Source organism: Actinoplanes sp. NPDC023936, assembly GCF_040639325.1.
Lineage (GTDB): Bacteria > Actinomycetota > Actinomycetes > Mycobacteriales > Micromonosporaceae > Actinoplanes.
Genome location: NZ_JBEZZR010000009.1, coordinates 25,870 through 47,018 on the forward strand (window position 1 = coordinate 25,870; position 21,149 = coordinate 47,018).

17 protein-coding genes and 1 tRNA gene are annotated in these 21,149 nt (G+C 69.9%); 8 read left to right on the forward strand and 10 right to left on the reverse strand.

Features of this window, described 5'->3' with window-relative positions; translation table 11 throughout:
- Positions 1–86 precede the first annotated feature (86 nt).
- Positions 87–311 carry a 50S ribosomal protein L31 gene (gene rpmE, locus AB0F72_RS14580; protein WP_127543228.1) on the reverse strand — a complete coding sequence of 75 codons (225 nt, stop codon included), beginning with the start codon at positions 309–311 and terminating at the stop codon, positions 87–89.
- A 268-nt stretch (positions 312–579) separates the two neighbouring features.
- Here rpmE and AB0F72_RS14585 point away from each other — a divergent pair, with 268 nt between their 5' ends.
- Genes AB0F72_RS14585 through AB0F72_RS14595 form a run of 3 tightly spaced genes read left to right on the forward strand, consistent with a single transcriptional unit; the run spans position 580 to position 2,949 of the window.
- The gene (locus AB0F72_RS14585; protein ID WP_360430401.1) at positions 580–1,410 is read left to right on the forward strand and encodes a hypothetical protein; all 831 of its coding nucleotides are present in this window, start codon (positions 580–582) and stop codon (positions 1,408–1,410) included.
- A gap of 23 nt (positions 1,411–1,433) precedes the next feature.
- Complete coding sequence (locus AB0F72_RS14590; RefSeq protein WP_360430403.1) at positions 1,434–2,330, forward strand: AAA family ATPase; 897 nt, start codon at positions 1,434–1,436, stop codon at positions 2,328–2,330.
- 1 nt (position 2,331) lies between these two features.
- Positions 2,332–2,949 (forward strand): RNA ligase family protein, encoded by a 618-nt coding sequence (locus AB0F72_RS14595; RefSeq protein WP_360430405.1) that lies wholly within the window; start codon positions 2,332–2,334, stop codon positions 2,947–2,949.
- A 116-nt stretch (positions 2,950–3,065) separates the two neighbouring features.
- On the opposite strand, the gene AB0F72_RS14600 is transcribed toward AB0F72_RS14595, so the two are convergent.
- From AB0F72_RS14600 to AB0F72_RS14620, 5 genes are all read right to left on the reverse strand, one after another.
- The gene (locus AB0F72_RS14600; protein ID WP_360430407.1) at positions 3,066–4,220 is read right to left on the reverse strand and encodes a nitric oxide synthase oxygenase; all 1,155 of its coding nucleotides are present in this window, start codon (positions 4,218–4,220) and stop codon (positions 3,066–3,068) included.
- A 132-nt stretch (positions 4,221–4,352) separates the two neighbouring features.
- Positions 4,353–6,551, reverse strand: coding sequence for a transcription termination factor Rho (rho, locus tag AB0F72_RS14605; protein WP_360430409.1), 2,199 nt, complete (start codon positions 6,549–6,551; stop codon positions 4,353–4,355).
- Positions 6,552–6,860: 309 nt separating this feature from the next.
- Positions 6,861–7,805 (reverse strand): homoserine kinase, encoded by a 945-nt coding sequence (gene thrB, locus AB0F72_RS14610; RefSeq protein WP_360430411.1) that lies wholly within the window; start codon positions 7,803–7,805, stop codon positions 6,861–6,863.
- 25 nt (positions 7,806–7,830) lie between these two features.
- On the reverse strand, positions 7,831–9,072 hold the full coding sequence (locus AB0F72_RS14615; protein ID WP_360430414.1) for an MFS transporter: 1,242 nt from the start codon (positions 9,070–9,072) through the stop codon (positions 7,831–7,833).
- A 98-nt stretch (positions 9,073–9,170) separates the two neighbouring features.
- A complete protein-coding gene (locus tag AB0F72_RS14620; RefSeq protein ID WP_360430416.1) occupies positions 9,171–12,389 on the reverse strand; it encodes an efflux RND transporter permease subunit in 3,219 nt (1,072 codons plus the stop codon).
- Between the two features lie 189 nt (positions 12,390–12,578).
- On the opposite strand from AB0F72_RS14620, the gene AB0F72_RS14625 reads away from it, so the two are divergent.
- On the forward strand, positions 12,579–13,034 hold the full coding sequence (locus tag AB0F72_RS14625) for a MarR family transcriptional regulator (RefSeq protein ID WP_360430418.1): 456 nt from the start codon (positions 12,579–12,581) through the stop codon (positions 13,032–13,034).
- A gap of 358 nt (positions 13,035–13,392) precedes the next feature.
- Here the strand turns inward: AB0F72_RS14625 and AB0F72_RS14630 are convergent.
- From AB0F72_RS14630 to AB0F72_RS14640, 3 genes are all read right to left on the reverse strand, one after another.
- Positions 13,393–13,464 (reverse strand) — tRNA-Arg (locus AB0F72_RS14630).
- A gap of 66 nt (positions 13,465–13,530) precedes the next feature.
- Entirely contained in the window at positions 13,531–14,196 is a 666-nt protein-coding gene (locus AB0F72_RS14635) for a DUF305 domain-containing protein (RefSeq protein ID WP_360430420.1), read from the reverse strand.
- Positions 14,193–14,993 (reverse strand): DUF3105 domain-containing protein, encoded by an 801-nt coding sequence (locus tag AB0F72_RS14640; RefSeq protein WP_360430422.1) that lies wholly within the window; start codon positions 14,991–14,993, stop codon positions 14,193–14,195. Before AB0F72_RS14640 ends, AB0F72_RS14635 begins: the two co-directional genes overlap by 4 nt.
- Positions 14,994–15,080: 87 nt before the next feature.
- Between AB0F72_RS14640 and argS the strand changes: the two genes are divergently transcribed.
- The 4 genes from argS to thrC all read left to right on the forward strand — a co-directional run bounded on the left by argS (position 15,081) and on the right by thrC (position 20,565).
- The gene (gene argS, locus AB0F72_RS14645; RefSeq protein WP_360430424.1) at positions 15,081–16,754 is read left to right on the forward strand and encodes an arginine--tRNA ligase; all 1,674 of its coding nucleotides are present in this window, start codon (positions 15,081–15,083) and stop codon (positions 16,752–16,754) included.
- A 2-nt stretch (positions 16,755–16,756) separates the two neighbouring features.
- Positions 16,757–18,142 (forward strand): diaminopimelate decarboxylase, encoded by a 1,386-nt coding sequence (gene lysA, locus AB0F72_RS14650; RefSeq protein ID WP_360430426.1) that lies wholly within the window; start codon positions 16,757–16,759, stop codon positions 18,140–18,142.
- A complete protein-coding gene (locus AB0F72_RS14655; protein WP_360430428.1) occupies positions 18,139–19,434 on the forward strand; it encodes a homoserine dehydrogenase in 1,296 nt (431 codons plus the stop codon). The genes lysA and AB0F72_RS14655 overlap by 4 nt, the downstream gene beginning before the upstream one ends.
- An 81-nt stretch (positions 19,435–19,515) precedes the next feature.
- The gene (thrC, locus tag AB0F72_RS14660) at positions 19,516–20,565 is read left to right on the forward strand and encodes a threonine synthase (RefSeq protein ID WP_360430430.1); all 1,050 of its coding nucleotides are present in this window, start codon (positions 19,516–19,518) and stop codon (positions 20,563–20,565) included.
- Between the two features lie 77 nt (positions 20,566–20,642).
- Here the strand turns inward: thrC and AB0F72_RS14665 are convergent, their stop codons facing one another.
- Positions 20,643–21,140 carry a hypothetical protein gene (locus AB0F72_RS14665; protein ID WP_360430432.1) on the reverse strand — a complete coding sequence of 166 codons (498 nt, stop codon included), beginning with the start codon at positions 21,138–21,140 and terminating at the stop codon, positions 20,643–20,645.
- Positions 21,141–21,149: the final 9 nt, after the last annotated feature.

Genomic DNA, 21,149 nt, shown 5'->3' on the forward strand with positions numbered 1-21,149 from the left:
TCTCTCCCAAGCCGTGAAAAGCGGACCACCGGCGCAATGCGAACGGCGCCCGCCCCGAAAGACCGGGACGGGCGCCGTTGAAGCAGTTACTTCTTCTTCGCGGCGTTCACCTTGGCGTACTTCGCCTGGAACTTCGCGACCCGGCCCGCGGTGTCGAGGACGCGCTGCTTGCCGGTGTAGAACGGGTGGCAGGCGCTGCAGGTCTCGACGCGGATCTCGCCGCCCTTGGCGGTGCTGCGGGTGGTGAAGGTGCTGCCGCAGGAGCAGACGACCTCGGTGGTCGCGTACTCGGGGTGGATGCCGCTCTTCATGTTTTCTCGGTCCCTCTCGATGATCGGGTCGCCGGGTCGCCGTTCCCGCTGGAACGTGGCGTGAACCGGAACCCCTACTGGCCGATGTACCAGTCTGCCATGCCTGCCGTACCAACCGGAAATCAGGAGGCGCAACTGGGTTCGCCCTGGTTAACGTGAGCGCCCCTCCGATGATTCCCGCTCACTCCGCGCGGTCGCCGACACGTCTTGACAAACTGTCAGTGAATCGACCCTAGCCTAGTAGGCACTGCGCTACTAGCTTTGCGACATGAGGATCTCCACAGACGCCCGAACCGGCCGATTTCTGACAACACCACAGACTGTGCAACTCAGCCACGACCTATTCGCATCCGAGGAGCGACCGGCCACTTGGCTTGCCGGGCTCATCGCCGCGGACGGCTGTATCAGCGCCGATCGAAAAAGGTTGGCCTTGACTCAATCCGGCGACCACGGCCGACTCATCATCGAAGAAGCCCGGAAGCTTACGAATCACAAGCTGAAGATTTCTCGCGGGACGCCGCGGCGCGGCCAGCCGACCTACGCCATCACACTGAACTCGCCACAGATGATCGCGGATCTTGACGCAATATTCGGGATAACGCCGCGAAAGACCCTGGTGTATAAATTTCCTGACATACCACCACACATGGTCGCTTCGTTCCTGCGCGGCTACGTCGACGGTGACGGCTGCGTAGGGATCTATCGCACTCCGCAGGGAAACGCCATGCTGCACCTGTCCTTCGTTGGCACACCGCAGTTCATCAGATCAGCGATCTCACACATACCTGCGGCAGGCAGATTTCATGAGATCACTCGCTGCGCCGCACTCGCTGAAGCCAGATACAGCGGCCGCCACGCATGGGCTGCATGCGGCTGGCTGTTCTCTGACGCCGACCTCTTACGAACGGCCAAGGCACAGATCTTCGAGGAGTATCGGAAGGTCCTCAGCGTCAAGCCACCGATCTGGTTCACGCAGTCACAGCAACGGCAAATAGCTATGGCGCGCCTCGCGGCTGGCGGTACCGTCGCAGCCGCCGCAGATGCGGCGGGCGTGCGATGCGCAACGGTGTATGGCTGGCGTAAAAGCCAACGCATCTGAGGACCGAGCACTGCGAGCTACAAATGACACGACTTCTGATCACCCGTGGGCTGCCGGCCTCCGGCAAGACCACGTTCGCGCGCAAGCTGCAGCCCGGCGTCGTCCGGGTCAACCGGGACGACCTGCGCCGCATGCTGCACGGCACGCGGCTCTACACCCAGCGCGCCGAGGCGCAGGTGACCCAGGCACAGCGGGCCGCGGTCGAGGCCCTGCTGCGGGCGCACGGCAGCGTGATCGTCGACGACACCAATCTGCGGGCCAAGACGGTCCGGGAGTGGGCCGAGCTGGCCGCCCGGTTCGGCGCGTCGTTCGAGGTGCACGACTTCACCGACGTGCCGCTCGACGAGTGCCTGCGGCGGGACGCCGAGCGGCCGGAGGACGAGCGGGTCGGCGAGGGCGGGATCCGCCGGATGCACGAGCGCTATCTGGCCGGCCGGAACCTGCCGCTGCCGGTGCCGTTCGTGGATCCCGGCGGTCCCGGCGTGGTCTACCGGCCCGATCCGGAGCTGCCGGAGGCCGTGCTGGTGGACATCGACGGCACCGTCGCGCTGATGACCGGCCGCAGCCCGTACGACTGGCACCGGGTGGGCGAGGACGCCCCGAACCCCGCGGTGATCACGGCGGTGCGGGCGATGCACGCGGCCGGTCATGCGATCGTCTTCTGCTCGGGCCGCGACGAGGTGTGCCGGGCCGAGACCGAGGCCTGGCTGGAGCTGTTCGTCGGTGTGCCGTACGAAGCGCTGTTCATGCGGCCGCAGAACGACAGCCGCAAGGACGCGATCGTCAAACGGGAGATCTTCGACCACCAGATCCGGGACCGCTGGCGGATCACCGGGGTGTTCGACGACCGTCAACAGGTGGTACGTATGTGGCGGGCCCTCGGCCTGACCGTGTTCCAGGTGGCGGAGGGAGATTTCTAGGGTGAAGTACCCGAGGACGTTCCACCTCCCGGACTCCCCCGGCGCCACCAGCGACGACCGGGTGCAGCACGATTTGTCCTGGTTGGACGGCGAGCTCGTGGTGACCGAGAAGATGGACGGCGGGAACCTCACCTTCACCCGCGACACGATGTTCGCCAGGTCGCTCGACTCCGGCACCCAGCCGTGGGACCGCCCGGCGAAAGCGCTGTGGGCGATGACGGCGCATCGGATACCCGACGACTGGCGGGTCTGCGGCGAGTCCATGTGGGCCCGCCGCAGCATCGCCTACCGCGATCTGCCCGGCGTCTTCCTGGTCTTCGGCATCTGGGACGAGACGGACACGCTGCTGGGCTGGGACGACACCGTCGACTGGGCGAAACGCCTGGAACTCCCGATGGTCCCGGTCCTGTACCGCGGCGGCAGCCTCTCCGAGGCACGCGCCGCCTGGGCCGCCCGGCGCGACGCGGAGTGCTCGGAGGGTTTCGTGGTCCGCGCGGCCGGCCGCATCCCCGGCACCGAGTTCGATCGCAAGGTGCTCAAGTGGGTCCGCCCCGGTCACGTGCGCACCGACGCCTCCTGGCGGCACCGCGACGACTTCCCGCTGAACGAGTTCGCCTGAAAACCCTTCCCGGGTACGCCCCACACCTCCCCGACCGCACCGGCCCCGCTCGCGAGAGTCCCCGCGGCCGCCTGCCCGCTCCCGGCCGTCCGGCGGGTTTCGCTACCGGTGCCGGGTCACCCGTGCGGACATCCCGCCGCCCGGCGGGCGGCGGGCTCGTCGAGATAGAACGCCGGCCGCAGATCCATCTCCGGGTAGTACCGGTGGAAGACCGGGGTGATCCCGCCGGACATCGGCGGCACGATCCAGGTCCAGTCGGCCGGCACCGGCCGGCCCGCCTTCTCCTCGTTGCGCAGGTGCGCCATGAAGCGCTGGGACTCGGTGTGGTGGTCGGTCATCTTGACGCCGGCCTCCTCGAAGCTGTGCAGCACGGCCCGGTTCAGCTCGACCAGCGCCCGGTCCCGCCAGAGCGTCGATTCGCGGCTGGTGTCGAGGCCCATCCGGGCGGCGACCAGCGGCAGCATGTCGTACCGGTCGGTGTCGGCCAGGTTCCGGGCGCCGATCTCGGTACCCATGTACCAGCCGTTGAACGGCGCGAGCGGATAGTGCACGCCACCGATCGTCAGGCGCATGTTGGCGATCGCCGGTACGGCGTGCCAGCGCAGGCCCAGCTCGGCGAACCAGCCGAACTCCGGGTGGCTCAGCGGCACCTCGCGGATCGCCCGTTCCGGCAGCTCGTAGAGGCGGATGCCCTCCCCCGGCACCTCGATCACCAGCGGCAGCACGTCGAACGCCTCACCCTTGCCCTGCCAGCCGAACCCGCGCACGGCGTCGGTGAGCCCGAGCTGCCGCCCGTCGCCGATCGTGGCGCCGGTCCCGGAGCGGTAACCGGCGTACCGGATCAGCTGTTCGTTCCAGACCCGCGCGCACGGCTGACCGGGCCGCGCCGCCGGGAAGACGCTGATCACCGGGCGGATCGTGGCGGTACCGGCGGACTGCAGGTGCTGCACGAGCAGCGAGTAGATCTCGTCCGCGGTGCGGGCCCGGCGCCGGTCCAGCACGACGAGGCTGCGCCAGTAGAGCCGTCCGATGCAGCGGCTCGCGTTCCGCCAGGCCATCCGGGCGCCATGTGCCAGTTCCTCGGTGGTGTGCACATAGGTGCCGGTCGCCGCGATCTGCGCCCGGACGATGGCCAGCCGCGGTTCGACCGGGCCGAGTCTCGGATTCTCCAGATAGCAGCGGCGCAGGAAATCCTCGGCCTCGCCGGGGTCCGCGGGAGCGTCCGGATCCCAGGGCTCGGCCGGGTGGTCCCGGTAGCCGGGCACGATCATCGAGCGCCTCCGGATTATCGAGGGTAGTGATACCGGAGGTTCGCACGGCCCCGAGCGGGTCCAATCAGACACGTTGTGCGACGAAAGAGGCAGGGCCCACCCGATAGGGTGGGCCCTGCCTTATTTGACCGATTATTCGCCAGGCGTCGACTTGGCGATCTGCATCAAGAACTCGATGTTGGTCCGGGTCTGCTTGAGCCGGTCCAGCAGGAGGTCCAGAGCCGCGCCGGACTCCAGCGAGCTGAGCACCTTGCGGAGCTTGTGGATGATCGCCAGCTCCTCCTTGCCCATCAGGATCTCTTCCTTACGGGTGCCGGAGGCGGAGACGTCCACGGCCGGGAAGGTCCGCTTGTCCGCGATCTTGCGGTCGAGCTTGAGCTCGGCGTTACCCGTGCCCTTGAACTCCTCGAAGATCACCGTGTCCATCATCGAGCCGGTCTCGACCAGCGCCGTCGCGAGGATGGTGAGCGAGCCACCGTTCTCGATGTTGCGCGCCGCGCCCAGGAACCGCTTCGGCGGGTAGAGCGCTGTCGAGTCGATACCACCCGACATGATCCGGCCGGAGGCCGGCGCCGCCAGGTTGTACGACCGGCCGAGCCGCGTCACCGAGTCGAGCAGCACGACCACGTCGTGGCCGAGCTCGACGAGGCGCTTGGCCCGCTCGATCGCCAGCTCGGCGACCGTGGTGTGGTCCTGCGGCGGACGGTCGAACGTGGCCGCGACGACCTCGCCCTTCACCGACCGCTGCATGTCGGTGACCTCTTCCGGCCGCTCGTCCACGAGCACGACCATCAGGTGGCACTCGGGGTTGTTGTGGGTGATCGCGTTGGCGATCGCCTGCAACACCATCGTCTTACCGGCCTTCGGCGGGGAGACGATCAGCGCGCGCTGGCCCTTGCCGATCGGCATGACCAGGTCGATGACGCGGGTGGTGAGGATGTGCGGCTCGGTCTCCAGCCGCAGGCGCTCCTGCGGGTAGAGCGGGGTGAGCTTGTAGAACTCCGGACGCCGGCGAGCCTCGTCCGGCTCCATCCCGTTGATGGTGTCCAGGCGGACCAGCGGGTTGTACTTGTCCCGGCGCTGCTCACCGGTGTCTCGCGGCGTCGAGCGCACCGCGCCGGTCACCGCGTCACCGCGGCGCAGGCCGTACTTCTTCACCTGGGACATCGAGACGTAGACGTCGTTCGGGCCGGAGAGGTAACCGGTGGTCCGGACGAACGCGTAGTTGTCCAGCACGTCGAGGATGCCGGCCACCGGGACGAGAACCTCGTCCTCGGCGACGTGCGGCTCCCGGCCCTCACGCTGGCCGCCGTCGCGCTGACGGCCACCGCCGTCGTCGTCACGGTCACGGCCGCGGCGGCGGTCCCGGAAGCGGCTGCGCCGGCTCCGGCGGCCGCCCTCGCCGCCATCGTCGTCATCGTCGTGCCCCTGGTCGGCACGACCAGAGTCGACACGACCCGAGTCAGCACGGCCCGAGTCGGCACGACCCGAGTCGGCACGGCCCGAGTCGGACCGCGCGTCGTTGCGGCCGGATTCGGACCGCGCGTCGTTGCGGTCCCGCTGGTCGCGCTGTCCGTCGCGCTGGCCGTCACGCTGATCGCGCTGGCCGTCACGCTGGTTGCGCTGCCGGTCCCGGTTGCGCTCGCCCCGCTCGGGACGGTCGCCGCGCTCCGGGCGGTCGCCCCGCTCGGCACGCTCGGTGGTCTCGGCAGGCGCGGCCGGCGCCTCGGCCGGCGCGGAGGCGGCGACCGGAGCAGCGGCGGCGGCCGGGACGGCCTCGGTGGTCTCCCGGGGCGCCGACTCCCGGGCAGCGGACTCACGGGCGACCGGCTCACGGGTCGCGGGCTCACGGGTCGCGGCGTCGCGGGCAGCGGGCTCACGGGTCGCGGCGTCGCGGGGAGCCGGCTCCCGGGAGGCACGCTCCCGGCTGCGCCGCGACGGGCGCTCGGTGGCGGCCGGGGCCGGCTGCTCGGACTGTGCCGGGGCCTTGTCGGCCGGGGCGGCTGCGGTTTTCGGCGTCTCGACCGGAGCGGCCTGAGCCGGGGCGGGAGCCGAGGCAACGGCCTCGGAGCCGTTGGTGCGCGGACGCGGCGCCGGCTCGGCGGCCGCGCCGCCACCGCTCTGGCGCTCGGTGATCGCGGCGATCAACTCGCCCTTGCGCATCCGGGCAGTGCCGGAGATGCCGAGGGAGGCGGCGAGGCTCTGCAGCTCGGGCAGCAGCATCGCGGACAGCCCGGTGCCGCCTCGGCGGCGCTTCGTGGCGGTCGCGGTGGTGCCGGCGCCGTCAGCGACGTCAGAAACACCCGACGTCACGTCGGTGGTGTCGCTCAATGGATTCCTTCCGTCGGAAAATGCCCGAGTCCACCCGGAACTGCAGCCTGGGCCGGGTGCCCTCGGAGCCCGCTTCGCAACAGCGGCGCGGGAGTTTCGTGCAGCACGGCAGCTCGACCGGTATCCCTGCCCGCCAGGGCTTGACGGGTAGGTCTCGGCGAGTGCAGCGATCTATCGACTGCTGCCCGGCGTGTGCCTTGATGAGTTTGAGACAGGCCATCGGCCCAGAAATCTCGGGGGTGCGCCGAACCGCAGAGATCGCTTGCTTCGCGGCTGTTCCTGAAGCACTGTGCTAGGTCTTGAGCGTAGTCAACTCGTGCGACCTGCGGCAACAGGGCCCCGCTCGGCGTGTTCCACCATACCCCCTTTCACACAAGCACCGGCGTCATCCACGCCCAGCACTTCGCCGCGCCAGTGCGATCCCGGGTGGAAATCGGCCGGGACCTCGGTCAACGCGAGAACTGTCGGTCCCGCGCCACTGACCACGGCGGCCACTCCGACCGAGCGGAGAGCCGCGACGAGCGACGCGGTCCCCGGCATCCCCGGTCCCCGATAACCCTGGTGCAACCGGTCCTCGGTGGCCGGGAACAACAGGGATGGATCACTCGTGAGGGCGTGCGTGAGCAACGCGGCGCGCCCGGCGTTGAACGCGCCGTCGGCGTGCGGCACCTGCGGCGGCAGCGCGGCACGAGCGGTCGCCGTATACCCACGTTCGTCCGGGACGAAAACCGTCGGGCGCACGCCGGCGGCCGGCGACAGGCTCACCGCGCGGGCGCCGGTCCCCTCCGTCCAGGCGATGGTGAAGCCGCCGAGCAGGCAGGGCGCCACGTTGTCCGGGTGCCCCTCGATGCGCGCGGCGATGCGCAGCGCGTCCGCGTCATCGAGCAGCGTCAGACCGTTTTTGACCAGGCCGCGGGCGAGCTGCACGCCACCCACGATCGCCGCCGAGGAGCTGCCCAGGCCGCGCGCCTGCGGGATCCGGTTCACACAGCGGACGGCGAGACCGGGCGGGCGCTCGCCGAGCTCGTCGAAGGTGGCCAGCATCGAGCGCACGACCAGATGCGTCTCGTCGGTGGGCAACTCACCCGCGCCCTGCCCGCTGATCTCGACGGTGAAGCCGGAGCCGGTGACGGTCGCGGTGAGATCGTCGTAGAGCGTGAGCGCCAGGCCCAGCGCGTCGAAGCCGGGGCCGAGGTTGGCGCTTGTCGCCGGCGTGCTGACCGACACCGGTTCGGAGACGAAGGACAGGCCCATTCGGCACATGCTAGGGCTTGATCATTTAAACCGAGGTGTCGCGGCCTGGTATTCCCGAATGCCGAGGTGTGGCGAGGCGGCGTGTCGCGATCCGCCAGCCGATCGCGTAGACCAGCGTGATCGACGCGCAGCCGGCCAGAACCCACTTGTGATCGACGTGGTCGACCACCGCGCCCGCGCCGAGCTGGCTGATCGCGATGGCCAGCGTCGCCAGCATCATGTCGGTGGCGAACACCCGCCCGCGCAGCGCGTCCGGCACCTCGGCCTGCAACGCGAAGTTGGAGAGCACCCAGTTCGTCCCGCCGGCGAAATGCGCCACGAAGACCAGCGCCAGCACCAGCGGGAACCACGGGCTGAACGCGACGCCCAGGTACCCGAGGCCGTACAGGCCCATGGACACCGCCAGACCCGGCAGCAACCAGGACGGCCGGTTCAGCACCGGGCGCATCAGCAGCGGGCCGACCAGGGCGCCCGCGCCGCGGAGCGCGAAGAGCAGGCCGGCGCCGAGCGCGCCCGCGCCGTGCGCCACCGCGATCAGCGGGAGGACGGTGAGCACCCCGTTGCCGAGCCCGACCGCCGACTTGACCGTCACCAGAGCCCGCAGCCTCGGCCGGGCCCCGATGTAGCGCAGCGCCTCGACCAGCGCGTGCAGCGTCTCCGGCCGCTCGCCGGCGGCGTTCGCGGCCTGCAGCGGGCGGCGGATCAGGCTGGTCAGCACGCTTCCGGCCAGGAGCAGGGCCGCTGTCACGGCGAAGCAGGCGTACGGGCCCGCGAGGGTGCTCACCACGCCGCCGAGGGACGCTCCCACCACCGTCATGGTGCCCCACGCGGAGCCGGCGACGGTGTTCGCCGCGGCCAGGTCCTCCGGGTCGACGACGTTCGGCAGCGCGGCCGAGGCGGCCGGGGAGTAGAAGGACTTCGCCACCGCCATGGCGCCGACCGCGACCAGGGCCAGCGGCGCGGTCTCGGCGGACCGCACGGCGAAGAGCAGCAGCACCGCGAGGAACGAGGCGAGGTTGGCCACGACCAGGATCTTGCGCCGGTCCAGCCGGTCCGCGATCGTGCCGGTGTACGGCAGCAGCAACGCGTTGATCCCGGTGTCCACGGCCAGCACCATCGCGCCCCAGGCGCCGCTGCCGGTCAGCTCCGGCAGGAGCACGAGCAGCGGGACCATGACGAACCAGTCCGCGCCGAAGACCACGAGCTCGGCCGAGAAGAGCCGGCGGAAGTCACGGTTGCGGGCGAGGACGGAAAGGGCTGCTGGCACTTGCCGACCTTACAAGCGGGGCTGACTCCGGGTGGCGGGTGGGCATATGGATGGGGCCGGCCACCTGACTGGTGGCCGGCCCTCCGATCTATCCGTTCCTACTGCGCTTCACCGGGTTTGCGGGGCATCTTCAGCACCTCGAACTGGTCGGTGTAGCCGCGCAGCGCGCCCTCCTTGGCCGGCTCCGGCTCGTCGGTGGCCGGGGCCTCCGGCGACTCCGGCTCCGTCTCCGTGACCGGGGTGCCGGCCTTGCGGGCCCGCTTGGCCTGGCGCTTCGCCCGCGACTTCTCCTTGCGGTTCTCCACCAGCGTGTAGAGCGTCGGCACCAGCACCAGGGTCAGCAGCGTCGAGCTGACCAGACCACCGATCACCACGATGGCGAGCGGCTGCGAGATGAAGCCACCCTCGCCGGTGAGGCCGAGGGCCATCGGGATGAGCGCGAAGATGGTCGCGATCGCGGTCATCAGGATCGGGCGCAGACGGTGCCGGCCGCCCTCGATCACCGCTTCCTGGACGCCCATGCCGGCCGCCCGGTAGTGGTTGATCAGGTCCATCAGCACGATCGCGTTGGTGACCACGATGCCGACCAGCATCAGCACACCGATCAGGGCCGGCACGCCGAGCGGGGTGCCGGTGATCAGCAGCAGGCCGATCGCGCCGGTCGCCGCGAACGGGATCGACACCAGCAGGATGATCGGCTGCAGGATGCTGCGGAACGTCGCGACCATGATGATGAAGACGATCGCGATGGCGGCGAGCACGGCGAGGCCGAGCTGCGCGAACGCCTCCTGCTGGTCCGCGCTGACGCCACCGATCGTGTACTCGGCGCCGGCCGGCAGGTCGAGGCCGTCGAGCTGCTTGGTGAGGTCCTGGTTGACCGCGCTGAGGTTCGACCCGGTGACCGTGCCGGTGACGGTGGCCGTGCGGTTCCCGTCGGTACGGGTGATCTGCTCCGGCCCGTCCACCTGCTTCACGTCGGCGACCTGGTCCAGCGGGACGACGCCCTTGCCGGTGGTCAGCGGCAGGGTCTTGAGCGCGGCCGGGTCGGCCGGCGCGCTGCCGAACGAGATCACCACGTCCTGGCTGGCGCCGTCGACGGTGATCTCCCCGGCCGGTGCGGCCCGGAACTGGCCGGCCACGGCCTGGCCGATCTGCGCCTCGGTGAGGCCCGCCTCGGCCGCCGCCTCACGGTCCACCACCACGTCGAGACGCGGCACGCTGGTCTTGAGGGTGGTGTCCACGTCGGTGACGCCGGAGATCCCGGCCATCGCGGCGCGCACCTGCTCGGTCGCGTCGGCGAGCACCTGCGTGTCGGCCGCGGTCACCTCGACGGAGAGGCCGCTGCTGCCCACGCCCGAGCTTTCCTGACCGATCTTGATCTCACCGGCGTCGGTCAGCGCGTCGAACTGCGGACGCAGCTCGTCGGTGATCTTCCCGGCGTCCGCGTCCTCGGCGAGGGCGACGCTGTACGTCGCCGTGGCGGCGCCGCCACCACCGGCGAACGGGTTGGCCGAGCTGCCGCCGACGGTGACCTGGTACGTGGTCACGTCGGGCTGGTCCGCCAGGATGGCCTCGACCTTCTTGGCGGCCTCGTCGGTCGCCGCCAGGCTGGTGCCGGCCGGCAGCTCCTGGCTGATCGTGATGCTGTCCTGCCCGGAGTCGTCCAGGAAGTTCGTCTCCAGGCGGGTGGAGAGGGCGAACGTGCCGATGAGCACCAGCACGCCGATCAGCACCGTGGTCCAGCGCTTCGTGGTGGCGAACCGGATCACCGGCAGGTAGCCGCGCTGCAGCGGGTTGCGCAGTTCCTTCGCCTCGGCGGCCTTGCGGACCTCCTCGGTGTCGGAACCGGGGGGCGGCGGCTTGAGGAACCAGTACGCCAGCACCGGGACGACGGTCAGCGCCACGAACAGGGAGGCGATCAGCGCCACCGTCACGGTGATCGCGAAGGACGAGAAGATCTGTCCGACCAGGCCGCCGACCAGGGCGATCGGGGCGAACACGGCGACCGTGGTGAGCGTCGACGCGGTGACCGCCCCGGACACCTCCTTGACCGCCGCCAGGATCGCGTGGGACTTCTCCTCGCCGTACTCCAGATGTCGTTTGATGTTTTCCAGAACGACGATCGAGTCGTCCACCACCCGGCCGACCGCGATGGTGAGCGCGCCGAGGGTGAGCAGGTTGAGGGTGTAGTCACCGACCCAGAGCGCGATCAGGGCGATCAGCACGGAGAGCGGGATGGAGACCGCGGTGACGAGGGTGGAGCGGACGCTGAGCAGGAAGACCAGGATGACCACGACGGCCATCACGAGGCCGAGCAGGCCCTCGGTGGTGAGGCTCTCGATCGAGCGCTCCACGTACGGCGCCTGGTCGGTGATGACGGTCAGCTTCGCGCCGGAGTCGGCCTCCAGGTCGGCGAGCATGTCGCGGACCTCGTGCGAGATGTCGACCGGGTTGCCGTCCGGGCGGGCCGTGACCGCGATGCCGAGGCTGTCCACCCCGTCGGTCCGGGTGTACGACTCGGCGGCCGGCAGCTTGCTCTCCACCGTCGCGACGTCACCGAGCTTCACCGGCGCGCGGGAGCCCGTCAGGTAGACGTTCTTGAGCTGGTCGACCGAGGTGATCGGGGTGCCGACCTGCACGGTGAGTGAATTGTCGCCCTCGACGACCGAGCCGGCCGGGATGGAGACGCCGTTGGCCTGCAGCACGGTGGTGAGCGACTGCGGGCTGACCCCGGCCGCTCCCATCTTCGCCAGATCCGGAGTGATCACCACCTGCTCGGCCCGCGCGCCGGTGACCTGCACGTCACGTACGCCGGAGATGCCGTTGAGCTCCGGCACCACCGTCTCGTTGAGCCGGTTGAGCAGGTCGCTCTCGTCGGAGCCGCCGGTCGCGGCGAGCACGATCGCCGGGATGTCGTCGGTGCCGCCGGCGAAGACCTGCGGGTCGACGTCGTCGGGCAGCTGCGACTGGATCCGGTTCACCGAGGTGGTGACCTGGTTGACCGCGGACTCGATGTCGGTGCCGAACTCGAAGAGCACGACCACGCTGGACACGTTCTCGCGTGACGTCGACGTCACGCTGTCGATGCCGTCGATGCCCTTGACGGCGTCCTCGATCGGCTTGGTCACCTGCTCTTCGACGGCCTCGGGCGAGGCGCCGGGCAGCACCGCGCTCACGAAGGCGGCCGGCAGCTCGATCGAGGGAAAGAGCTGCTGCTTGAGAGACGGGATCGCATAGAGCCCGAAGCCACTGATCACGATTGCGATCAGGGCGACGAGTCCTCGGTTCTTAAGGCTTAGCCGTGTCAGACCTGACATGGGCGCTCCCCCGAGAAAAGTTCGGTCGATGCTGATAGTTTGCCTTACACGAACAAATGATTTTCCACCGGGGCGCTTCGATACCGGCCGATACCAGACGGACGCGTCCCGGACATGAGAACGTCATCATCGAGCAGGTGACCAGAGGAGCAGGCGCTGAGCGAGAAAGAGAAGCTCATCGCAGACATCATGGGCGCGCAGATCCAGCTGCAGCACGTGTTTGCCGATGACCGGTCCGACCCGCTGTTCACCACTCACCTGACCATGTCGCAGCTGAAGATCCTGCTGCTGCTGGCCCGCCACGGCACCGTCTCCGGCGGCGAACTGGCCCGCATGCTGGGAGTCGGCGCCGCCGCCCTGAGCGGCATGATCGACCGCCTGGTGGTGCAGGACCTGGTGACACGCACAGAGGACCTGCACGACCGGCGGGTACGCCGAATCGGGCTCACCAAGGCCGGCACTGAGGTCATCGAGGACATCATCACCGCGGGCGTCTCACGACAGCGCGACCTCCTCAGCCGGCTCACAGCTGAGGAACTGGCAGTGGTGGCCCAGGCGATGGACCTCCTGCTGCGCGAGGCAGTCGCCGAGGTGGCCGAGAACACGCCCGCCCCCGAGATCCGCCCCACCACCGACCCGGAGTGACCACGCACCGATAGCGAAACCCGCCGAACGGCCGCGCCCACCCACAAGGCCGCGCCGTCTCCCGGGACAACCACACCGAAAGAAAACGGCCAGACCCGTACCAGAGGGCGAAGCGCAAGAAAAAGTCAAAGAGCACCCACCGCAAAGCGCGCCCGCCGCAGAGCGCACCCGCCGCAGAGCGCCCACCGCAGGGCGCACCCGCCGCAAAGCGCGCCCACCGCAGAGCCTCCACCGCAAAGAGCGCCCACCGCAAAGCGCGCCCACCGCAACGCGGGGGTTCGGGGGGCTCGGCCCCCCGGCAAACAAAACGAGGCGGCCCGGTTCGCGCATTCCGCGAACACAAACCGCCTCCGACTCGTGCCCCCGGCAGGATTCGAACCTGCGCTTTCGCCTCCGGAGGGCGACGCTCTATCCCCTGAGCTACGGGGGCCCAGTGGTTCAGAACTCTAGCAGGCCCGCCGGAACCATCGCCAACCGGTTCCGGCGGTGTCGCCCGTCAGCTCGCCTGAGCCTTCTTGAGCAGGGAATCGATCAGTTGGATCTCGCCCTGTTGCGCGGTGACCATGCTGTCCGCGATCCAGTCGACGTTCTCGTTCTCGGAGAGCTCGACGCCCTCCTGTGCCATGTGCACGCCGCCGACGTGGTGGGCGCGCATCAGGGTGAGGAACTGGACGTCGAGGTCCTTGCCGGTGGCCTTGCGCAGGGCCGCCATCTGGTCCGGCGTGGCCATGCCGGGCATCAGACCGTTGACGATCGAGCCCTCGGAGCCGGGGATCCACGCCATCGGCTCGGCGGTGCCGGTCGGTGAGAGGTGCCAGTCGCGCAGCCAGGACTGCATGTAGCCGATCTGGCCCTGCTGCGTGGTGGCGATGTCGGCGGCCAGCGTCACGATCTCCGGGTTGGTGGAGCCGGCGTGGGCGATCATCGCCATCTCCACGGCCTGGGCGTGGTGGGTGGACATGTCGCGCAGGAAGCCCGCTTCCACCGAGTCGTCGCCGGGCTCGCGCAGGCCGGGGGCGACCAGGCCGGCGCCGAGGCCGAGCAGCAGGCCGACGACGAGGAGCGCGACAGCGAAGTAGGTGAACTTCCGCTGCGGGGTGCCACCCGCCCCGGGCGCGTCCGAGGACGCGCCCGAAGCCGGCGGCGAGACTTCCGAGATCATTCGGTGGCGGGGGCCGAGGCTGCCGCTGCCGGGACCGGATCCGTGCTGGTGTTGCCGCTGGAGCAGGCGGCGCCGGGCTCCATCGAGGCCTTCACCCGGGTGGCGCGGATGAAGTCGTCGATCCGGCTGTCGTCGGCGCTGTCGACCTTGAGCTGGTAGCCCCAGACCTGGACCGAGATGTTCTTGTCCAGGTTCGCGACCGGGGACATGAAGGTGTACTCCTTGCCCTCGACCTTGGTCTGCAGTTTCTCCACCTGGTCGGCGGCGAGGCCCTGCTTGTAGGTGATCCAGACCGCGCCGTGCTCCAGGCTGTGCACCGCGTGCTCGTTGGCGATCGGCTGGGTGTAGACGTCGCCCATGCAGTTCTGCCAGGTCGCGTTGTGCGCGCCACCGACCGGCGGGTTCGTCACGTAGGTGAGCTGACCCTCCTTGTGGGTGCGGTCGTCGATCTGCGCGTTCTTCTGCGCGCGGTAGTCGACGACGCCCTCGATCGCGGCGGCCTGCTCCTCCCACGGCTTGCTGCCCTGGACGGAGGCGAAGACGCCGTAGCCGATGATGCCGGCGGCGATGAGGACGACGATGCCGGCGACCGCGATGGGACCCCAGTTGCGCCCGCCGCTCACCTTGACCGGCGTGACCGGCTTGCGGCCCTTGCCCTTGCCGCCCTTGCCGGCGGGGCGGTTGCCGCCTGGCCGGTTGGCCGCGGACTTGCCGGCGGGCGGCTTGCCCTGGCCGGTCGTCTTGCCGACCTTGACGGTGGACGGGACCCGTTCGGGACCCGGCGTGCTCATGCTCATCGCGCCTCGTCGATTCGTAAAAGAGAGAAAGGGGCGGGGCTCGGGTGGCCGCCGAACGCCGAAGTCTACCCCCGATAGCATGGCCGGGTGACTCCCGCCAACCTCGCTGACACCGTTCTCTCAGCTGCTCGTGCCGTATTCGAGACGCGCGGTCTCGACATCGCGGCGCTGCCCGCCACCACGACGGTCGAGCGTCCGCGCAACCCCGAGCACGGCGATTACGCCTCGACGATCGCCCTGCAGGTCGGCAAGAAGGTGGGGGTGGCGCCGCGCGAGCTGGCCGCCGACCTCGCCGAGGAGCTGGGACGACGCCCCGGGATCAAGTCGGTGGAGATCGCTGGTCCGGGCTTCCTGAACATCCGGCTGGACGCGGCGGCGGCCGGCGTGCTGGCCCGCGACATCGTCCTCGCCGGCTCGGACTACGGCCGGACCGAGACGCTCGCCGGTGAGCGGATCAATCTGGAGTTCGTCTCGGCGAACCCCACCGGCCCGGTGCACATCGGCGGGGTCCGGTGGGCGGCGGTCGGCGACGCGCTGTCCCGGCTGCTGCGCACCGCGGGCGCCGACGTCGGCACGGAGTACTACTTCAACGACGCGGGCTCGCAGATCGACAGGTTCGCCCGGTCGCTGCTCGCCGCCGCGAAGGGCGAGCCGGCGCCGGAGGACGGGTACGGCGGCGCGTACATCGCCGAGATCGCGGCGAACGTGGTCAAGGCCGAGCCCGGGGTTCTCAGCGAGAGCGACGAGAACGCACAGGAGATCTTCCGCCACAAGGGCGTCGAGCTCATGTTCGCCGAGATCAAGCAGTCGCTCGCCGACTTCGGCGTGCGGTTCGACACGTACTTCAACGAGAAGGACCTGCACGACCGGGGTGAGCTGCAGGAGGCTCTGGACCGGCTGCGCGAGCAGGGGCACGTCTTCGAGTCGGACGGCGCGACCTGGCTGCGCACCACCGACTTCGGTGACGACAAGGACCGGGTGCTGCGCAAGTCCGACGGCGACTGGACGTACTTCGCCGCCGACTGCGCGTACTACCTGGACAAGCGCAAGCGCGGCTTCGACCGGGTCGTGATCATGCTGGGCGCCGACCACCACGGCTACATCGGCCGGATGAAGGCGATGTCGGCGTGCTTCGGCGACGACCCCGGCAAGAACCTGGAGATCCTGATCGGCCAGCTGGTCAACCTGGTCCGCGACGGCGAGCCGGTGCGGATGAGCAAGCGGGCCGGCACGGTCGTGACGCTGGAGGACTTCGTCGACGCGCTCGGCGTGGACGCGACGCGGTACGCGCTCGCGCGGTACTCGTCCGACTCCCCCATCGACATCGACATCGACCTGTGGACCAGCGCGAGCCGGGAGAACCCGGTCTACTACGTGCAGTACGTCGCGGCCCGGACGGCGAGCGCGTCACGAAACGCCGCCGATGCCGGACTGACGCGGAGCGCGGACGGCGCCGACTTCAAGCCGGAGCTGCTCACCCACGACAAGGAGAACGAGCTCCTCAAGACGCTCGGCGAGTACCCGGAGACGGTCGCGTTCGCCGCGCAGCACCGGGAGCCGCACCACGTCGCCCGCCTGCTGGAGAAGATCGCCGGGGCGTACCACCGCTTCTACGACGAGCCGGCCTGCCGGATCACCCCCAAGGGCGACGAGCCGATCACCGACGGGCACCGCGCGCGGCTCTGGCTCAACGACGCCACCCGTACGGTGATCGCGAACGGGTTGTCCCTGCTCGGCGTCTCGGCCCCGGAGAGGATGTAGGCATGCGCGCACACGAGGCCGGGGCCCTGCACGGCGACCTCGGCAGCCGCGGGCCGGCCTGGCTGCGCAGCCCGGAGGACGTGAACGCCCTGGTGCCGCAGCTGTGGCCGCGGACCGTCACGCGCGCCGACGAGGGGAGCCTGAGCATCGGCGGCGTGAGCGTCGCCGAGCTGGCCGCCGACTACGGCACCCCGGCGTACCTGCTGGACGAGGAGGACCTGCGGGCCCGGTGCCGGGACTTCAAGGCGGCGTTCGCGGGCGCCGACGTCTACTACGCGGGCAAGTCGTTCCTCTGCAAGGCCGTGGTGCGGATGGTCGAGGAGGAGGGTCTCTTCCTGGACGTCTGCTCCGGCGGCGAGCTGGCGGTGGCGCTGGCGGCCGGGTTCCCGCCGGAGCGGCTGGGCTTCCACGGCAACAACAAGTCGGTGCGCGAGCTGGAGCGGGCGCTCGACGCCGGGGTCGGCCGGATCATCGTCGACTCGTTCGACGAAATCACCCGGTTGACGGACTTGTCGCGTCAATCGGGTAAGCGCCCCGGGGTGCTCATCCGCGTGACGGTCGGTGTCGAAGCACACACCCACGAGTTCATCGCGACCGCCCACGAGGACCAGAAGTTCGGCTTCTCGCTGGCCGGCGGCGCGGCGTTCGCGGCCGCCGCCCAGATCCTCGACGACGACGTGCTCGACCTGCGCGGCCTGCACTCGCACATCGGCTCGCAGATCTTCGACACCAGCGGTTTCGAGGTGGCCGCCCGGCGGATCCTGGAGCTGCAGGCGCAGATCCGGGACGCGCGCGGCGTCGAGCTGCCCGAGCTCGATCTCGGTGGCGGCTTCGGCATCGCGTACACCACGCAGGACAGCCCCTCCACGCCCGGCGACCTGGCCAAGCGGATCAACAAGATCGTCGAGTCGGAGTGCGAGCTGGCGTCGCTGCGCGTGCCGCACCTGTCGATCGAGCCGGGCCGGGCCATCGTCGGCCCCGCCGTCTTCACCCTGTACGAGGTCGGCACGGTCAAGGACGTCGACGGCATCCGCACCTACGTGAGCGTCGACGGCGGGATGAGCGACAACATCCGTACCGCGCTCTACGACGCGTCCTACTCGGCCACCCTGGCGAACCGGCGCTCCGCGGCGGAGCCGATGCTCGCCCGCGTTGTGGGAAAACATTGTGAGTCCGGGGACATCGTCGTGAAGGATGAATTCCTGCCCGCTGACGTGCAGCCCGGAGATCTTGTTGCGGTGCCGGGCACCGGCGCCTACTGCCGGAGCATGGCCAGCAACTACAACCACGTTCCTCGGCCGCCCGTGGTGGCGGTGCGCGACGGCGCGGCACGCGTCATCGTGCGACGCGAGACCGAGGACGACCTGCTTGCATTGGATGTTGGATGAGCCCAGCGAAGTCACCGATTCGCCTCGCCCTGCTCGGCTGCGGCACCGTCGGCACCGAAGTGGTCAAGCTGCTCCACGAGCAGGCCGGCGACCTGACCGCGCGGATCGGAGCGCCGCTGGAGCTGGTCGGCATCGCGGTGCGCCGGCTCGGCCGTGAGCGCGGCGACCTGCCGGTCGACCCGGCGCTCTTCACCACTGACGCGCTGGGCCTGGTCAAGCGGGAGGACGTGGACGTGGTGATCGAGGTGGTCGGCGGCATCGAGCCGGCCCGCACCTGGATCACCGAGGCGCTGCGCGCCGGCAAGAGCGTCGTGACCGCCAACAAGGCGCTGCTCGCCGAGGACGGCGGCGCGCTGCACGACGCCGCGGCCGAGGGCAACGCCGACCTCTACTACGAGGCCTCGGTGGCCGGCGCGATCCCGCTGCTGCGACCGCTGCGCGAGTCACTGCACGGGGACCGGGTCACCGCTGTCACCGGCATCGTGAACGGCACCACCAACTTCATCCTCTCCTCGATGGCCGCCACCGGCGCCGGGTTCAACGAGGCTCTCGAGGAGGCCACCGAGCTGGGTTACGCCGAGGCCGACCCGACCGCCGACGTGGAGGGCTTCGACGCCGCCGCGAAAGCCGCGATCCTGGCCTCGCTCGCGTTCCACACCCGGGTCACCGCGGCCGACGTGTTCCGCGAGGGCATGACCTCGGTGACGGCCGGCGACATGGCCAGCGCCAAGGAGATGGGCTGCACGATCAAGCTGCTCTGCATCGCGCAGCGCACAGCCGAGTCGGTGAGCGTCCGGGTGCACCCGGCGATGATCCCGCTCAGCCATCCGCTGGCGAGCGTCGGCGACGCGTTCAACGCGGTCTTCGTGGAGGCCGAGGCGGCCGGCCCGCTGATGTTCTACGGCCGCGGCGCGGGTGGCCGGCCGACCGCCAGCGCGGTGCTCGGCGACATCGTGGCGGCGTCCCGCAACAAGCTCACCGGCACCCGTGCGCCGAGCGAGAGCAACTACGCCCAGCTCGCGGTCCGCCCGATCGGCGAGTCGATGACGCGGTACCACATCAGCCTCGACGTGGCCGAGCGTCCGGGCGTCCTGGCCGCCGTGGCCGGCGTCTTCGCCGATCACGAGGTCTCGATCGCGACGGTGCGGCAGTCCGGGCGCGCGGATGACGCGAAATTGGTCATCGTGACCCACAGCGCTCCGGACGCGGCCCTGGCGGCTACCGTCGAGGCGTTGTCGCGACTGGACATCGTCCGGTCGATCGCGAGCGTGCTGCGGGTCGAAGGTTCCTGAATAGTGGGCAGCTGGTCCCAGAGATCGGATGACTGGGGCACTCTTGGCGTCGAAAACACCAGCTTGAGTGAGGAGTAGGCCATGTGGCGGGGCTTGATTGAGGCGTACCGGGACCGGCTGCCGGTCACCGACGCCACGCCGGTGGTCTCGTTGCACGAGGGCAATACCCCGCTGGTGCCGGCGCCGGTGCTCTCGTCGCGGGTCGGCGCGGACGTCTACCTCAAGGTGGAGGGCGCCAACCCGACCGGCTCGTTCAAGGACCGCGGCATGACGATGGCCGTCTCCAAGGCCGTCGAGGAGGGCGCCAAGGCGATCATCTGCGCCTCCACCGGCAACACCAGCGCGTCCGCCGCCGCCTACGCCGCCCGGGCCGGCATCACCTGCGCCGTGCTCGTGCCGCAGGGCAAGATCGCGCTCGGCAAGCTGGCCCAGGCGCTGGTGCACGGCGCCCGGCTGCTCCAGGTCGACGGCAACTTCGACGACTGCCTCGCGCTCGCCTCCAAGCTCTCCCAGGACTACCCGGTCGCCCTGGTCAACTCGGTGAACATCTTCCGCCTGCACGGGCAGAAGACCGCGTCCTTCGAGATCGTGGAAGCGCTCGGCGACGCGCCCGACATCCACTGCCTCCCGGTCGGCAACGCCGGCAACATCTCGGCGTACTGGATGGGCTACCAGGAGGACCTCTCCGCGGGGAATTCCACGAAGCTGCCGAAGATGTACGGCTTCCAGGCCTCCGGCGCCGCACCGATCGTCACCGGCAAGGTCGTCGAGAACCCGTCGACCATCGCCACCGCGATCCGGATCGGCAACCCGGCCAGCTGGACCAAGGCCCTCGACGCCCGCGACGCGTCCGGCGGCCTGATCTCCGCAGTCACCGACCGTGACATCCTCAACGCCTACCGCCTGCTCGCCCGCGAGGTCGGCGTCTTCGTCGAGCTCGGCAGCGCGGCAAGCGTCGCCGGCCTGTTGCAGCAGGCCGCAGCGGGCAAGATCCCGGCCGGCGCACGCGTCGTCTGCACTGTCACCGGCCACGGCCTCAAGGACCCGGAGTGGGCAATCTCCACCGCTCCGTCACCAACGGTCATCGCCAACGACGCCCTGATCGCCGCGAAGGCCCTCGACCTCGCCTGACGGGTCATTCCAGGACTGCCGGTCACGCCCCCTTTCCGGTACGCGTAACCGGCAGTCCCCACCCGGTGTCGTCGGCTCTACGACGCCAAGAGGTGGGTGAGCGCCGGCGCGCCTTCCACCCGCTCGACCACCCCACGAGCCTGCAGGACGAGGTTGGCCATCACCAGCGTCGGGTTCGCGTCCGGCACCGTGAGGCCGAGCTGATCGGTGACCCACGGCGCGACCTCGCTCCATCGATAGAAGAGCGTGCCGTCGCGCTGCGGATTCACCGGCGGAGGAAATCCACCGGGACCTCGTTCGCCGGTGACGTAACGGCGAACGGACTCGCGGCTCTGGCCGAGCCGGTCGGCGACGTCAGCCAAGGTGACCAGGTCCTCGTCGAGAACGCGGACCGCTTCCAGGCCGCTCGCATCAAGGTCACGGACGGCGGAGACGATCGCCTCCGCGAGGTTGGCGGCCTCCCGATCGAACTCCGCGATCGGAACGCCACGCTCCACGCCGAAGATCACGTCGTCCGGCCCCTCAGCAAGAAGCCTGTCGATCTCTTCATCGGTAGGCCGACGACTCAGCACCACCGCGAACGC

Coding starts and splice junctions, on each gene's coding strand:
- thrB (WP_360430411.1), bottom strand. CDS start 7,805: ATGGGCCTGTCCTTCGTCTCCGAACCGGTGTCGGTCAGCACGCCGGCG.
- AB0F72_RS14655 (WP_360430428.1), top strand. CDS start 18,139: ATGAGCCCAGCGAAGTCACCGATTCGCCTCGCCCTGCTCGGCTGCGGC.
- thrC (WP_360430430.1), top strand. CDS start 19,516: ATGTGGCGGGGCTTGATTGAGGCGTACCGGGACCGGCTGCCGGTCACC.
- AB0F72_RS14600 (WP_360430407.1), bottom strand. CDS start 4,220: ATGATCGTGCCCGGCTACCGGGACCACCCGGCCGAGCCCTGGGATCCG.
- rpmE (WP_127543228.1), bottom strand. CDS start 311: ATGAAGAGCGGCATCCACCCCGAGTACGCGACCACCGAGGTCGTCTGC.
- AB0F72_RS14620 (WP_360430416.1), bottom strand. CDS start 12,389: ATGTCAGGTCTGACACGGCTAAGCCTTAAGAACCGAGGACTCGTCGCC.
- lysA (WP_360430426.1), top strand. CDS start 16,757: ATGCGCGCACACGAGGCCGGGGCCCTGCACGGCGACCTCGGCAGCCGC.
- AB0F72_RS14585 (WP_360430401.1), top strand. CDS start 580: ATGAGGATCTCCACAGACGCCCGAACCGGCCGATTTCTGACAACACCA.
- AB0F72_RS14590 (WP_360430403.1), top strand. CDS start 1,434: ATGACACGACTTCTGATCACCCGTGGGCTGCCGGCCTCCGGCAAGACC.
- AB0F72_RS14635 (WP_360430420.1), bottom strand. CDS start 14,196: ATGATCTCGGAAGTCTCGCCGCCGGCTTCGGGCGCGTCCTCGGACGCG.
- AB0F72_RS14640 (WP_360430422.1), bottom strand. CDS start 14,993: ATGAGCATGAGCACGCCGGGTCCCGAACGGGTCCCGTCCACCGTCAAG.
- AB0F72_RS14625 (WP_360430418.1), top strand. CDS start 12,579: ATGGGCGCGCAGATCCAGCTGCAGCACGTGTTTGCCGATGACCGGTCC.